A 14,515-nucleotide genomic window follows, 5' to 3' on the forward strand; every position below is an offset into this window, starting at 1 on the left:
TAGTGGGAAAATGATTCGAACAGTTGCAGTTACAACAGAAAATGAGGTTGTTTATGATCTTCCTTTAAAGCATTTAAAAAAACAAGACATCCAATGGTATTGGGTCGATTTTGCCGAACCTACAAAGGAAGAAATTAATCTGTTAGGTCGTTTTTTTCACTTTCATCCTTTAGCGATTGAAGATTGTATTGAGTTTGTTCAAAGACCAAAGATGGATTTCTATGACTCTTATTTTTTTGTAGTCCTTCACTCGATTCATCAAAAAACCAATGAAGTTGACGAAGTAGATTTATTTTTAGGCAGTAATTTTATCGTGTCATTTCACGAAAAGCCAATTAGAGATTTAAACAATTTATGGCTTCAAATGAAAAAAAGTGAGGCATTAGCAGCCAGTCCATTGCAGGTCATGTATCAATTAATGGATCATCTAGTGGATGCCTATTTCCCACCTGTTTATAAATTAGAGGATTTAATAAATGAAGTTGAGGATAACACAAAAGACCAAACAATTAGCGAGCTTATGGAGCAAGTATTTGATATAAGGTCGGATTTAAATCAATTAAGAAGAACGATTATTCCCATGCGTGATTTATTGTATCGAATTATTTCTTCATCAAAGCTCAATCAATTAAAAGAAAAAGAAGTATATTTTCATGACATTTATGATCATCTTCTAAAATTGGTTGAAATGATTGATGCTAACCGTGAGTTAACAGCTGATATTCGAGATAGCTATTTGTCGATAAGCTCTGATCGTATGAATAGGGTCATGATGACCTTGACTGTCATGTCATCAATTTTTTTACCCTTAACCTTTATCGCAGGATTATATGGGATGAACTTTCAGTACATGCCAGAATTAGCAGGAAGATATAGCTACTTTATTGTACTTGGTGTCATGAGTGGAATTGTATTTACTATGGTGTACTTTTTTCACAAGCTGGGCTGGTTTAGGTATCATAAAGGAACAAAATTATAACGAACCCACATAAATAATTAGTTCAATGCGAACTATATCATAGTGAATCTAAGAAACGATTATCATTTCAAAAGAAGGTGAAGTGAAAAGATGAAAGTGGATGAATCCATACTAACCGATGAAGAAGTCGTACTAGTTCAAAAGCTTAAGAATGAAATGTTTTCTGCACTTACATTAGATCACATGCACTTTTATAAAAAAGAATTGAATCAAATCATCTCACAAGCAAAAAGAAGAAATCACTTTATACATACACATACACAAGTTAACTAGGCAACCTCTTAAATGAAGGTTGTTTTTTGTTTTCTACAGTTACAGAGAGTTTACAAAAAAAATACAGCTTAGACGCAAAATTCCTCTCATTACAATGTAAAGTCATCGTAATTCCACTAATGAGCTGACAAAAGATCACTAAAGCGAGAAAAACCCGCTACAATACTTAATAACGGGCTTTTTATCAGACCAAGAACTATTAAGTTCTAGGCTTTGTTTTCTCTGCTTTTGGATTGTTATTGTGTGAAAGCTCTTTTGACATTTCGGGATCTGTTACTGCTTTGGCTGTCTGTAGTCCGGATTTAGTTTTTCGATTTCTTTTTGTCATTATGGTCCCTCCGAGTATGAAAAAATTTGTTTCCCCTGTATTATTTGCAAATTGATTCATTTCTATTTAGAGAGTGCACGAATCTCCATGTATAATAAAGGAAAGTGATTTAATTTGGGAGGGCCTTTATGAAACGCATCGCCGTTATTGGTCAATCAGGTGACATATCAGAGGAAGTTCGAATTGTCGCGGAAGAAGTTGGAGCAGAAATTGCAAAACGTGGAGCTGTTCTTTTAACTGGAGGTGGAAGTGGTGTAATGGAAGCTGCTTCAAAAGGTGCGAAAGAAGCAGGAGGACTTGTTATTGGCATTTTAGCAGGTGATGAGACAAATGTTTCGAATGATTATCTTGACGTTCCAATTACAACTGGATTGACGTTTGATTATCGCAGTTTAGTTCTTGTTCACTCATCTGATTCAATTATTATGATATGTGGTGGAAACGGAACACTTGGTGAATTATCTGCAGCATATATGAACAAAAAGCCCGTAGTGGTTATTGAAACGACAGGAGGATGGGCAACAAAGGTAAAAGAAATTGCCTTTGAAGGCAGCTATCTTGATGAAAGAAGAACGGTTGAAATCCATTTTGCGGATACGGCAAGAAATGCTGTGGAACGTGCATTTGATCGAATTCAACAACCATTAGACTTTACCAAGAATACTGGTGAAGTGGGAGATTAATGAAATAAATACATGCGCCTTGAGGCATATGAGGAATTCTGTAACTAGATCTTCCTATTGATCAAGGCGCATCCGCTTTTGTTCTACACCAGAATTTATTTAATTCTAAGATTCAGTATGCGTTTCGCAAATCCAGCTCCAGCACCTAGCCCCGACGCACAGGACGTGCTAGTGCAGTCAATGCGACAGGATGTCGCGTTTTTGACTGCCTCGAGGTCATAAGTCAATTCTAAATTTAAGGCAAAGAACACCTTCTACCCTAGAATCGCCTTATGCTATGCCTAAGGCTGACCAAGGCGCCACGCACTTTTTTATTACCTACAACTAAACGAACGAATGCTATCTAAGTCAATTCCAAAGTAAACCCAACGGAATTGGCGTGGGCGCCAGCGATATCCAGCGATTGAATTACGTCCTACAAATGTTGGAAAATACCAAAATGATCTTCCGTTGTTTAGGCGAATAAACGTGAAGTTGTATAAGCAACCACGAATTCCTCCTGGATCTACTGCATACGCACCAAAGCCTTGTTGTTCTGGTGGAATGGTACTTGGTGGTGGTCCAATAGGTGGTTGGCCTTGACCAAAACCGCCTGGCCCTTGTGGTGTTCCACCTGGTATAAAGGGTGGAAATCCTCCTGGTTGCTGAAATTGCCCACCTCCGAATGGTGGAAACCCGGGAAATTGACCGGTAAATTGACGATAATAAGGGTCCATGTAAAATCTCTCCTCCTCATAAGCCTACTACATTGCTACGATATGCAATTTGCTTTGTCTAGGTGAATAGGATAGGAAAGCGGTCGAAAAAATGATCTTTCAGCTTTATTAGAGAAAAGGTCTATTCGATGCTTTACTTATTTAGTAAAATAGTGAAGGTGTAAAATATTGGTGATAAATGTAAAGAGGAGGTACTGCATGGAAACAAATATAATTGAACAAAAAGAAGTTGTAGAAAAGAAACAGTCTCTTGCTGGGGTTGGCACTCGTTTTTTGGCGTATTTACTTGATAGTTTGTTTATAGGAATCCCATTAAATGTCTTGGTTGTTGTCCTTATGTTTTTAATTTTTGGAACCTCAGAATCAATGGAAATGCTTTTATATTCGGAAACAGCTGAGACCGAGTTAACAGATGCACAAGCTGCAGAATTTTTAGGTCGTATAGTATTATTCGTAGGATTAACCTTTATAATTGGATTCGCCGGTGCCATTGCCTATTACGCAGGTATGCATAGTAGCAAATGGCAAGCAACATTAGGTAAAAAAATTCTTGGGATTAAAGTTACAGATTTAAATGGAAACCGTATTTCTTTTTGGCGTGCTTTAGGTCGATTAATGTCAATGCAATTTTTATCTGGAATCCTTATGATCGGCTTCATCATTACTTTTTTTACCGAAAAGAAGCAATCTTTACATGATTTAATCGCAAGTACAATTGTTGTAAAGGAAGATTAATGAAGAAAAAGCGCATGGGTTTGGTTACCTCTGCGCTTTTGCCTATTATTTAATTGAAATCATCCACCAAATAGTTAAATATCAATTGTTCTGCATAAAAAGTCATGTCCATTGATAATTGGACATGACTATTAAATGATTCTAGTCAATTTCTTTATCATTTTAAAATTCACAAAGAGAACAGGCTCTTTCGAGATATGGTCAGAGGAGGAAAGGCTAAGAGCGCGACGTCAATCGCCATGACTGCACTAGCACGTCCTGTGCGTCGGGGCTAGGCGCTGGAGCTGGATTCAGAAATGAATACTGAGTCTTAAATTTATTAAAACTGGTGTATGAATAAAAAATGAAATTGTTAGTTGGAGGACGCGAGTTGTTATCTTTAATAAAGCCCTTGATTGTAAATATTACGATTTTGTTTTCATTAACATTTAATGCGAACTTGTTTCTCCCTTTTCATCGCAAAGCCCCGTTATCCTTAAAGCAACAAATGTTTTTTGCTTTAATCGGATCCTTCGGTGCGCTATTATGTATGTCCTATCCGATCGAAACGTTGGGGGATACGAATTTTGATCTAAGAATGATTTCAATCTTAATCGTAACGCTATACGCAGGTTGGCTACCCGGCGCTCTTGTTGTCATGATTGTATCACTTGTCAGGGCTTCCTTGGGTGGAGAGTTTCTTCATATAGGCGTAATTGTTACAGTTGCACCATACGTCATCGCGGTATGTTTTCGACCTTATTTTATTAAAGGAAACCTTAAGTTATTAAAAGGTACAATCGTTGTTTTAACGTATTTTCTCTTCTATATATTTATTCTTTATACAAACATTAATTTTCTGCCTTTTAATTTTTATGTTGTTTATTTTCTAGCATTTTACTGCACTTATATTGCCATTCTTCTAATTATTGAGCAACTCATGAAAACAAATAAACAATTTGATGAAATGGTTTACATGGACAAATTGACAACAATTGGACAGATGGCAGCTTCCATTGCACATGAAATTAGGAACCCAATCACTACTGTTAGAGGGTTCATTCAATTTATTCAACAAGATACGAAAGACGAAAAGTTAAAACGATTTTCACCGTTAATTCTTGAAGAACTTGATCGTACCAACAAAATTATTACCGATTATTTGAAGCTTGCTAAGCCGAATCAATATGAGTTGTCGAAAATAAATATAGATAAAGTATTGAAGGATTCTATCGAGTTAATGAGACCATTTGGTTCTTACTCGAATGTCACGATTGAATTTCATAGTGAAGAAATGACCTATGTTAAAGGTGACATTCAGCATTTAAAGCAGTCATTACTTAATATTATTAAAAACGCAATCGAAGCAATGGAGCACGGTGGGGTTGTTAAAATTACCAAGAAAGTTAATGCATTTAACTCAACCGTCACTTTAAAAATTTCAGATCAAGGAAAAGGAATGACAAAAGAGGAATTAAACTATCTCGGACTGCCTTTTTACACGACGAAATCCAAAGGAACAGGTTTGGGAAGTATGATCACGAACCGATTAATTCTTGAGATGGGTGGTACCATTGAATACGAGAGTAAGGTAGATGAAGGTACCATCGTCACGATTACTTTAAAGTTAGAAACAGAGAAATAACTTCAGCTAACATAGAGTGTTTTCATTTGAAGAAAATCTGTAATCTGTCCGAAAATTGTCGGATTTTATCGAGAAATCGATATATTACCAAACTTGATCATATATTGAGCCAACTCGATGATATAATTCAAAACTCGATCATAAACTAACCCAACTCGACGATATATTCCATATTTACATTATTAAAATCCATACAAAAAGTGCTGGAAAATGCGTCTCCAGCACTTATTTTATCTAATTTTTAAATTCAGTAACTTCCTTCGACATTGGATCCACACTGTACCAGCCTTCACTTTTCCCATCATCATCTCCAATTTTATAAACATGAATGACAAAGTGAGTTTTCTCCATATGATCATATTGAACGACCGTTTCTTTATGATCACTTATTCCTAATTTGTTTTTAACTAGTTGTTCTGCTTCAGTTGGGTTTAAATGATTATTAGGTTGATCAAAATCAACTTCTCTTCGTGACTCAAGAAGTATTTCATCGTTTGATTTTAAATTGTCTTGTCCTGTTTGAACAAGTCCTTGATCGTCTTCATTCGTTTTTCTTTCTTCAGCATTGTTCATTCCGCACCCTGCACAAATCAGTAAAACTGTGACAAACAGATAATACCATTTCATCTCACAACACCTCCGTTTTAGACTTGGTATTATCATGTAACTGAGTGGTGAATTTATTCATTAAAAAAAGCGTAAGCGCCTTGGTCAGCCTTAGGCATAGCATTAGGCGATTCTAAATAGAAGGTGTTCTTTGCCTTCAATTTAGAATTGACTTATGACCTCGAGGTCGTCAAAAACGCGACGTCCTGTCGCATTAACTGCACTAGCACGTCCTGTGCGTCGGGACTAGGCGCTGGAGCTGGACTTGCGAAACGCTTACTGTGTCTTAGAATTATATAAATTCTGGATAGTATAAAAAAAGCCTAACGAAGAGTTAGGCTTTCAATGCATTGCATGAAAAATCAGATTCACGAAAAATAACAGAGCTACAATATAAAGGGGAAAGGAAACTTCATTTGAGCGACCTGTGATTATTTTTAAGATTGGAAAGGCGATAAAACCAAATGCCATCCCATCGACAATGCTATAGGTTAATGGGATTAATGCGATAATTAAAAATGCTGGAAAGCTCTCGGTAAAATCTTTCAAATCTATATTTTGAATATTCTGGATCATGAGCCCACCTATTAAAATTAAGATAGGAGCGATAGCGCTATCAGGCACGAGCTTTACATATGGAAGAAAGAATAAAGTACTCAAAAATAGCAATCCCGTTGTGACAGCTGTTAACCCCGTGCGGCCTCCAGCAGAAATTCCAGCAGCCGTTTCGACCGTGCTAACTGTAGGACTTGAACCGAAAAATCCAGAGGTAATGGTTGATAGAGCATTTGCTTGCAATGAGCGTTTATAAGCTTGTGGGCGATCGATCATGTTTACATGACCATGAACTAAGCCAATATTTTCAAAAACAATGACCATTGTGAGAGAGAATATTGCCGTCCAAAAAGCAAGGTCTGCGAATCGTGCGAACGATAAGTGGCCAATCACATCAAAGTAAGAACCCGCTGAAAAGCTAGTATCTTTTGCAGTATTCCAATCAATAAGGCCAAACATTCCTGCAAGTGCTGTACCAACAAGCATACTAATTAAAAAGTTACCAGGCACTTGGCGAGCAAATAAAATCACTGTAATAATAAGTGTAGTCAGTGTTAAGAAAACAGCCGGTTCACTGAAGTCACCTAAACCTACAAATGTTTCTTCATTAGCGACCACTATTCCACCCTTTTGTAATCCGATAAAGGTGAGGAAGATACCAATTCCAACGGTTATGGCCTCTTTCAATGCATTTGGAATCGACTCTGATATAACTGTTGAAAGCTTTGTAAAGGCGATGACCGTAAATAATATCCCTGAAACAAAGACAACTGCTAAGCCCTCTTGCCATGTTAACCCCATCGATCCACAAATCGTATAGGTGAAAAGTGCATTTACGCCCATACCAGGTACAAGAATTATTGGTGTATTACCAAATAACCCCATAATGAGACACCCTACAAACGAGGTTAAAACTGTCGCAATAATTCCTGCTTCTAGAGGAATCCCAGCGTCAGATAAAATCGCTCCATTCACTACCACGATGTAAACAATTGTAAAAAAAGAAATGAATCCTGCGAGTACTTCTTTTTTTGCAGTGGTGTTGTGATTCTTAAGTTGAAAAAAATTAAGCAATGTGTAACCTTCCTTAAAAGTACCCCTCAACCCAACCCGTATAACCGACATAGTCGATTCACATATAGGATTATAACAAGAGCACTAAAATATTGCATTCTTTTTATTTTGTTGTACTTTTCAATGATTTATGTAAAAAAGGATGTAAAGAAATTGAGGGAACTTCGCAACTCTGCATGCTTGAGACAAACCATCCTTTCATATATATGAAAAAGAACATAGTGGGAAAGGGTGTGTGGTCCTTTGGCGCGAAAAGTATGGGGCGTAGACTCCACAAATAAGGTAAATCCAGAGCTTTATAACTGTGTGACAAAAAAATTAGGTACTCCAAAGTTTTGGGGTCGTTACTTAACCGAAATTCAAAATGTCTCAAGTGGATTAACGAAAATGGAGATTAGCTATATTCGAAGTAAAGGAATGAAAGTGCTACCAATTTATAATGTTCTATCTAATGCTGTAGGATATGAACAGGCCCAAGTGGCTGGAAGAAATGCCGTATTCCATGCAAGAAGACTTGGTATTCCTAATAACATCGCACTATTTGCAAGCATTGAAAATTTCTTTCAGGTTGATGCTGCGTGGGTAAGAGGTTGGGTTGAAACCATTTATCCGACAGGGTATCGCCCAGGCTTTTATCATGACCCTGTAGAGGGTAATTTTGCTAATGCATATTGTGAAGCGGTACAACAAAATAATGAGGTTGCAAATCAAGGAATCTTATGGAGTGCTGAACCTGAAACAGGTGTTTGTTCAGAAAGAAAAGCTCCAAAATACAAACCAGCCACACCAAATTGTAATGGAAATGTTTGGGTATGGCAGTATGGGCGCGATGCAGTGACTTGTCCGGTGGATACAAACCTTGCAGATGAACGAGTACTTGCGTATCTGTATTAAGAATTATAATTCGAAATTAATTGCTTCGACTCCTTTTTAAAAGCTCGAGTTTTTCTCCCGAGCTTTTGTAAAGTGGGACAAGTTTCACTTTAGGATAAATCATTTAACTTTAGGTCTTTATTTTTGTGTTAAAATGCCGATATAAAAGGTGAACAGTACATTAGTAGACAGAGACGGAAGGAAGAATAAAATGCAGCAAAAAGGGATTTTACTTGAGAGCGGAACAAATGAGCTAGAGATCGTTGAGTTTTCGGTTGGTCAAAATAAATTCGGCATAAATGTTATTAAAGTAAAAGAAATCATTCAGCCTCTTGCAGTCACGCAAATTCCACATTCACATCCAAATGTAGAGGGAATTATTGAAATTCGTGGTGAGATTTTACCAGTTGTGAATGTCGCAAAAGCTTTAGGATTGGCAGCTAGTCAGAATCCTAATGGTGATAAGTTCATCGTGACAGAATTCAATAAAATAAAAGTTGTGTTTCATGTTCATACTGTTACACAAATTTATCGCATATCTTGGAATGAAATTGAAAAACCATCAGGAATGTACCAAGGATTAGAAAGCCAGATTACAGGTGTCGTTAAAATCAATGAAGAAATGGTCCTACTATTAGATTTTGAAAAAATCGTAGTGGATATTAATCCGAACGCAGGCATTAATGTTGATCAAGTAAAAAAGTTAGGTAAAAGGGATCGGTCAACGAAAAAACTAGTTATTGCTGAGGATTCTCCTTTATTACGAAAATTACTTCATGATACATTAAATGAAGCTGGCTTTGATTCAATCGAATTTTTTGAAAATGGTCAGGATGCGTTAACGTACTTAATGTCAGTTGTTGATAGTGGCAAACGTATTGAAGACGAAGTACAGCTGGTGATCACAGATATTGAAATGCCACAAATGGATGGTCATCATCTAACAAAGCGAATTAAAGAAGAAAGCAAACTTGCTGTTTTACCTGTTCTTATCTTCTCCTCCCTAATTACAAATGATCTTAAACATAAAGGCAAGATGGTTGGAGCAAATGCACAAATCAGTAAGCCGGAGATCAGTGAACTAGTTCAAAGTATTGATCAGTATATTCTCTAATATAAAAAAAGCGTTACTGTTAGGAATGACAGTAACACTTTTTTTATAGAATACCGAGATTGCGTATCCAGTTCCGACGCACAGAGCTCCTCTGATCAAGGAGCACCCTGAGCTTTACTTAACGATAGCTTTCCCCGAGCTTTTTAAAAACGGGCTTTTCGTATGTACGGTTATTGGGTTGAAACGTTCTGGCTTTCTGTGTTTCTTCTTTAATTCCAACATAACTTTGAAGCAACAGTTTGGCTTTTGCTAATGAAACATGTGCTTTTGGGTTGCGATATGAAGTATTTAAGGATCCAAGATGTGGAAGGTGTTCGAAGTCATCTTTTGTAGGAGGCATGTGAAAGTAATACTCTCCAGCTGATACGAGTACATCTGACTGCTGTTTGCTATTCTTAGGATTTCGGGAAAAATGAAGACCTTCCTTTTTGGCTTTCCCTTCATCTAATAGTCTTAGAAGTGCTTTCTTTTTCAGTAAATAAAGAAATTTAGGATTTGGTGCAGTTTTTGCGTGTCGGTTTACAGTGTAAATGGCACGTGCGAGGTTTTCAATGGTTGGTTTTAATTGTTCGGGGTAATTATGATCGTCCATTTTGTCGCTCCTTTTTGTAGGTCAATTATGATAACTGTAGTTTTCTCTATCCTAAATTATACTGTGTTATTAGTAAAATGCAACCAATTTTTAGGCATTTATTCAATGATTGTAGCTATACTTTCCCAAGTTGTCCACTTGATACGCATGAGTACTAGGTAGAGACAGAGATTAATTTCAAAAATGCATCAAATTAAAACTCTATTCTATATTGAAGGTTCCCATTTTCAACAAGTTGCATACCCTGCTCCAACGCCTCGATTTGCTTCGGTTGGGAAATTTTAGTATAAGGAAGAAAAACTATCAACCAATTTGGTGATAGTTTCATTTTCTCTCATATGATTTTGAACAATTTACTACTAAAATGAATAGCTCATGAAGGAAGACTATGCTTTTCTGATTCATCTACTAACTTACTCAATTTTGGTAATGTAAATGCATATAAGAAAAAGACGAGCAGAATGACCATTGCCATTCCATAGTACAAATAATCAATGGTATCAATAATCTTAGGAAACAAGAATGCGATCATTCCTAAAGTCATGGATTGAGCAAACATCATGAGTGGATCGATCCAACCGCTAACACGCCCCATAAGCTTTGGATGAACGATTTTAGGCATCCATCCACCGATTGCAATATTAATAGGTCCAATACATGTCCCAATTATAAAGACGGTTATCAAGTAGACCCAGAGCACGTCCGTTAGCCCTAGCAGGAAGACAAGAATGCTCGTTAGAAATATGGGCCCAATCACAAGGTGATAAGGTTTTACTCTAGAGGAAATGACAGTAGCTATTGCACTTCCAGTTAAGAGTCCAAACCCTAACGAAATCGCAAAGAATGAAGCATACCATTCATAATTCGAAGGTGAAAATTCATATTTCATGGTAAACATGGGGAGAATTGCAAAAGCCCCGCTAACAAATCCGAATATGAAAAATCCAAACACTAACATCGCCAACAGTCGGTTCTTTAAAATATAGACGATACCATCCTTAAAATCTCGAAGTGAGGTTTTTAAACTTATATCTTTCCACTCTAGTTTTCCGTTAGGTAACCGTGCAGACTTCGGAATATGACAAGACCTAATTAACAATGCGGACACAACAAAACTAATAAAATCAACTACAATTGCGCCATGTATGCCAACCGTTTTATAGATCACAGCGCCAATTCCTACGCCAAGTACCATAAAAATACTAAATAACATTTGATTTAAGCCAGCAGCTTGTGCATATTGATCTTTATTCAAAATACCTTGCACAAGACTGTTTTCAGCTGGGAAAAAGAATTTCGTCACCGCACTTCTCAGGAATAAAAGAAAGAATACGAGTGGAATGGAGTTTAAGAAAAGAGCTCCAAATAGTAGGAAGGTTATTCCTGCTCTAATCCAATCACAATTTTCAGCCACTTTTTTTCGATCAAAGCGGTCCGCAACAACTCCTACTATAAAAAACACAAAAACTGTAGGAAGAGAATACATAAGTTCAGCGATCGTTGCATAGGATGGCTGGTGACTAAAGCGGTCAAGTAAATAAAAGGCAAATGCCATATTCCCGATTGTCGTGCCCATTTGTGAAGTAAGTGCAGCAAAGAATAACTTCACAAAGTTGCGGTTTCGAAAAATTTCCATGTTTTTTACTCCTTAAAAGTGGTATCCGTTTGTGGGTATTTTTGAATGATTTTTTGTTGAACAAACCTAAATTTTTTGTGTTTGATTTGCTACTAGGAAATATTTAGTTTGTGAGAACAGTAACCTAGTTACAATAGTAATTATAAGTCATCTATGTAGCATTTAATATGTTAACTTTGTAAATTTTTTACTGCATCTTTGTGGATTAGTTTGGTCTGATGTAAACTTTAGTTCCATTCGGTACTTGTGAGGAGAGTTCTAAAACGTCTTGATTAAACATTCGAATACAGCCCTTAGAGACGGCTTTTCCAATTGAACTAGGGTTATTTGTGCCATGTATTCCATAATGAATCTTTGATAAGCTTAACCACATCGCGCCAAAAGGACCTCCTGGATTTGGTGCCCGATTAACAATTACGAACTCTCCAACAGGGGTTGACTTTAGCATTTGTCCAATTGCTATTGGATACACTTTAACAACTTGTCCGTTCTTCATTAATGTTAAACGTCTGCTTCCTAACGAAACGAAAATTTGAAATGGGATTGACGATGGCTCTGGGATCCCTGGTATTTCAATTTTTTGTCCTACAAAGAGAAGGTTTGGGTTGACTAGCCGGTTGGTTGCAATGATTGTTTCCATTGGAGTACGATAATCTAAAGAAATACCAGCCAGTGTTTCTCCTCTTTTTACAATATGAATCATTTTTATTCTCTCCCTTAAGACGAATTTTTTTATAAACATATAAGAAAACAAAAAATTTGATACTAAGTCTGCGTTTCGCAAGTCCAGCTCCAGGCGCCATCGGCTCTATGGTCTAAGCCAACCCGTCCAGAAGGTTAAAGAACAACCTTCCAGCCGGCTCGTCTTATGCTTGTCGCCGATAAGCGGGCGCCTTGCGCTTTTCTTATAGAGGTTTGAATTTCTTTACAATATATGTGAATCAACACGAACAATTGCAGTCGGAATTTGGATATTTCTTCGACGCTAATATGGTATAATTGTACTTATCTTCACAGATGAGGGTGTTAAAGTGTGACTAAAGATAAATATGCAATTATTGATATAGGTTCAAATACAATGAGGTTAGTGATTTTTCAGCGAGATAAAAGTGGCAGGCTTAAAGAAATAGAAAACGTAAAAGCTGTAGCAAGACTCAGAAACTATTTAACAGAGGGTTCCATTTTGACGAAGGATGGAATCCGGATTCTTTTAACAACTTTACATAGCTTTCAAGGAGTGACCAGGCATCATCAATTAAAAGAAGTGAAATGTGTGGCGACGGCGACAATTCGTCAAGCTGCTAATCAAAAAGAGATCATTAACTTAGTGACAGAGGAGACAGATTTTACGATTCGACTTTTATCTGAATATGAAGAAGCGTATTTTGGCTTTTTGGCTGTAGTTAACTCTACTTCGATAGATGATGGAATAACCATTGATATTGGTGGAGGAAGCACGGAAATTACCTACTTTAAAGATCGTAAATTAATAAATTATCATAGCTTTCCATTTGGGTCACTATCTTTGAAAAAGCAATTTGTAACGAGGGAAGTTCCTTCCGAAGAAGAGCTTGAAAAACTTCGGATCTTTCTAAAGGGGGAATTTCAATCATTAACATGGTTGAAAAATAAACAGCTGCCGATTGTTGCGATTGGTGGTAGTGCGAGAAACATGGTTCAAATTGATCAATCACTTAAAGCTTATCCACTTGCGGGTGTTCACCAATATAAAATGAAACTTGAGGACATTGAGGAAGTAAAACGTCACTTAATAGAGCTAACATTTTCGGACCTTCAAAAAGTGGAGGGATTATCGAGGGATCGCGCAGATATAATTATCCCGGCGGTCGAAGTCTTCCAAAGCTTGTACGAACATGTGGATGCGAATCAATTTATTTTAAGTAAAAAAGGACTAAGAGACGGAGTTTTTTATGAAGAACTAACTCGAGACTTCGGATTATCTATCTTTCCTAATGTAATTGAGGAGAGCTTTTATGAGCTTGCAACTGATTATGATATTAATTTAAACCATGTGTTTCAAGTAACAAATATCGCCTCAGCTATTTTTCAACATTTAAAGGAAGCTGAAATTTATTCTTTAACTAACGAAGATTTAATAATTTTAAAACGTGGTGCGTTTGTTTATAACCTTGGACAATACATTGATTCAGACTCAAGCAGTCAACATACGTTTTATTTAATCGCTAATCGAACAATTGATGGGTTATTACACCCTGATCGGTTAAAAATTGCCCTTGTCGTATCATATAAAAGTAAGGAATCTTTTAAACAATATTTAGATCCTTATCAAGATTGGTTTACTAAGGAAGTACAAAAAAAACTGCGTCTACTAGGGGCACTAATTAAATTTTCTTACAGCTTGAATGCCACAAAACGGAATATTGTCAAGCATATTGAATTTGAAGATGTACAAAGTGGGTTAATTTTTCACATTTCATGCTCTAAGGACTGGCAACCTGAATACTACCAAGTAGAAAAACAAAAAAAACACTTAGAAAAAATAGTAAAAAGAACGATAACCGTGAAATTTAAATATGTGGAGAATTAGGGAAGAGAAAGAAGTCTAGCATAGGCTTCTTTTTTCAGATAAAGAAAGCAATACTATTATTTACCAAGATTACATTTCGCCATCTAGCTGAAATTTACATAAAATTTAAATAATCTTTACAATTAATTTACAAAGTATTTCTTAACTAGTGCTATCAT

15 protein-coding genes are annotated in these 14,515 nt (G+C 36.5%); 8 read left to right on the forward strand and 7 right to left on the reverse strand.

All coding sequences use genetic code 11. The features are described from left to right. The first annotated feature begins 10 nt into the window (after window positions 1-10). Window positions 11-979, forward strand: a complete 969-nt coding sequence (gene corA / locus ACFFIX_RS04405) for a magnesium/cobalt transporter CorA (protein ID WP_378930907.1) — start codon at window positions 11-13, stop codon at window positions 977-979. 90 nt (window positions 980-1,069) lie between these two features. Further along, on the forward strand, window positions 1,070-1,252 hold the full coding sequence (locus ACFFIX_RS04410; RefSeq protein ID WP_378930909.1) for a hypothetical protein: 183 nt from the start codon (window positions 1,070-1,072) through the stop codon (window positions 1,250-1,252). A 199-nt stretch (window positions 1,253-1,451) separates the two neighbouring features. On the opposite strand, the gene ACFFIX_RS04415 is transcribed toward ACFFIX_RS04410, so the two are convergent. After that, the gene (locus ACFFIX_RS04415; RefSeq protein ID WP_378930912.1) at window positions 1,452-1,580 is read right to left on the reverse strand and encodes a hypothetical protein; all 129 of its coding nucleotides are present in this window, start codon (window positions 1,578-1,580) and stop codon (window positions 1,452-1,454) included. A gap of 128 nt (window positions 1,581-1,708) precedes the next feature. On the opposite strand from ACFFIX_RS04415, the gene ACFFIX_RS04420 reads away from it, so the two are divergent. Further along, window positions 1,709-2,263, forward strand: a complete 555-nt coding sequence (locus tag ACFFIX_RS04420; RefSeq protein WP_378930914.1) for a TIGR00725 family protein — start codon at window positions 1,709-1,711, stop codon at window positions 2,261-2,263. A 314-nt stretch (window positions 2,264-2,577) separates the two neighbouring features. Here ACFFIX_RS04420 and ACFFIX_RS04425 read toward each other — a convergent pair whose 3' ends face one another. Beyond that, window positions 2,578-2,979, reverse strand: a complete 402-nt coding sequence (locus ACFFIX_RS04425) for a transporter (protein ID WP_378930916.1) — start codon at window positions 2,977-2,979, stop codon at window positions 2,578-2,580. 198 nt (window positions 2,980-3,177) lie between these two features. Between ACFFIX_RS04425 and ACFFIX_RS04430 the strand changes: the two genes are divergently transcribed. Both ACFFIX_RS04430 and ACFFIX_RS04435 read left to right on the forward strand, forming a co-directional pair. Next, window positions 3,178-3,714, forward strand: coding sequence for an RDD family protein (locus tag ACFFIX_RS04430; protein WP_378930918.1), 537 nt, complete (start codon window positions 3,178-3,180; stop codon window positions 3,712-3,714). A gap of 370 nt (window positions 3,715-4,084) precedes the next feature. Then, window positions 4,085-5,338 (forward strand): ATP-binding protein, encoded by a 1,254-nt coding sequence (locus tag ACFFIX_RS04435; RefSeq protein WP_378930920.1) that lies wholly within the window; start codon window positions 4,085-4,087, stop codon window positions 5,336-5,338. Window positions 5,339-5,572: 234 nt separating this feature from the next. Here ACFFIX_RS04435 and ACFFIX_RS04440 read toward each other — a convergent pair whose 3' ends face one another. After that, on the reverse strand, window positions 5,573-5,965 hold the full coding sequence (locus ACFFIX_RS04440) for a hypothetical protein (RefSeq protein WP_378930923.1): 393 nt from the start codon (window positions 5,963-5,965) through the stop codon (window positions 5,573-5,575). A 321-nt stretch (window positions 5,966-6,286) separates the two neighbouring features. After that, window positions 6,287-7,573, reverse strand: coding sequence for an NCS2 family permease (locus tag ACFFIX_RS04445; RefSeq protein ID WP_378930925.1), 1,287 nt, complete (start codon window positions 7,571-7,573; stop codon window positions 6,287-6,289). A 243-nt stretch (window positions 7,574-7,816) separates the two neighbouring features. Here ACFFIX_RS04445 and ACFFIX_RS04450 point away from each other — a divergent pair, with 243 nt between their 5' ends. Both ACFFIX_RS04450 and ACFFIX_RS04455 read left to right on the forward strand, forming a co-directional pair. After that, a complete protein-coding gene (locus ACFFIX_RS04450; protein ID WP_378930927.1) occupies window positions 7,817-8,467 on the forward strand; it encodes a glycoside hydrolase domain-containing protein in 651 nt (216 codons plus the stop codon). A 190-nt stretch (window positions 8,468-8,657) separates the two neighbouring features. Next, a complete protein-coding gene (locus tag ACFFIX_RS04455; RefSeq protein WP_378930929.1) occupies window positions 8,658-9,560 on the forward strand; it encodes a chemotaxis protein in 903 nt (300 codons plus the stop codon). A 118-nt stretch (window positions 9,561-9,678) separates the two neighbouring features. Here ACFFIX_RS04455 and ACFFIX_RS04460 read toward each other — a convergent pair whose 3' ends face one another. The 3 genes from ACFFIX_RS04460 to ACFFIX_RS04470 all read right to left on the reverse strand — a co-directional run bounded on the left by ACFFIX_RS04460 (window position 9,679) and on the right by ACFFIX_RS04470 (window position 12,491). Continuing rightward, entirely contained in the window at window positions 9,679-10,152 is a 474-nt protein-coding gene (locus ACFFIX_RS04460; protein ID WP_378930931.1) for a YkyB family protein, read from the reverse strand. Window positions 10,153-10,525: 373 nt separating this feature from the next. Next, on the reverse strand, window positions 10,526-11,788 hold the full coding sequence (locus tag ACFFIX_RS04465; RefSeq protein WP_378930933.1) for a Mef(A)/Tet(V) family efflux MFS transporter: 1,263 nt from the start codon (window positions 11,786-11,788) through the stop codon (window positions 10,526-10,528). A 205-nt stretch (window positions 11,789-11,993) separates the two neighbouring features. Next, a complete protein-coding gene (locus ACFFIX_RS04470) occupies window positions 11,994-12,491 on the reverse strand; it encodes a L,D-transpeptidase family protein (protein ID WP_378930936.1) in 498 nt (165 codons plus the stop codon). Between the two features lie 330 nt (window positions 12,492-12,821). Here ACFFIX_RS04470 and ppx point away from each other — a divergent pair, with 330 nt between their 5' ends. Beyond that, on the forward strand, window positions 12,822-14,357 hold the full coding sequence (gene ppx, locus ACFFIX_RS04475; RefSeq protein WP_378930939.1) for an exopolyphosphatase: 1,536 nt from the start codon (window positions 12,822-12,824) through the stop codon (window positions 14,355-14,357). The last annotated feature ends 158 nt before the right edge of the window (window positions 14,358-14,515 follow it).

Origin of the sequence: Metabacillus herbersteinensis, assembly GCF_042433335.1 — a bacterium.
In the GTDB taxonomy this organism is placed as follows: domain Bacteria; phylum Bacillota; class Bacilli; order Bacillales; family Bacillaceae; genus Metabacillus; species Metabacillus herbersteinensis.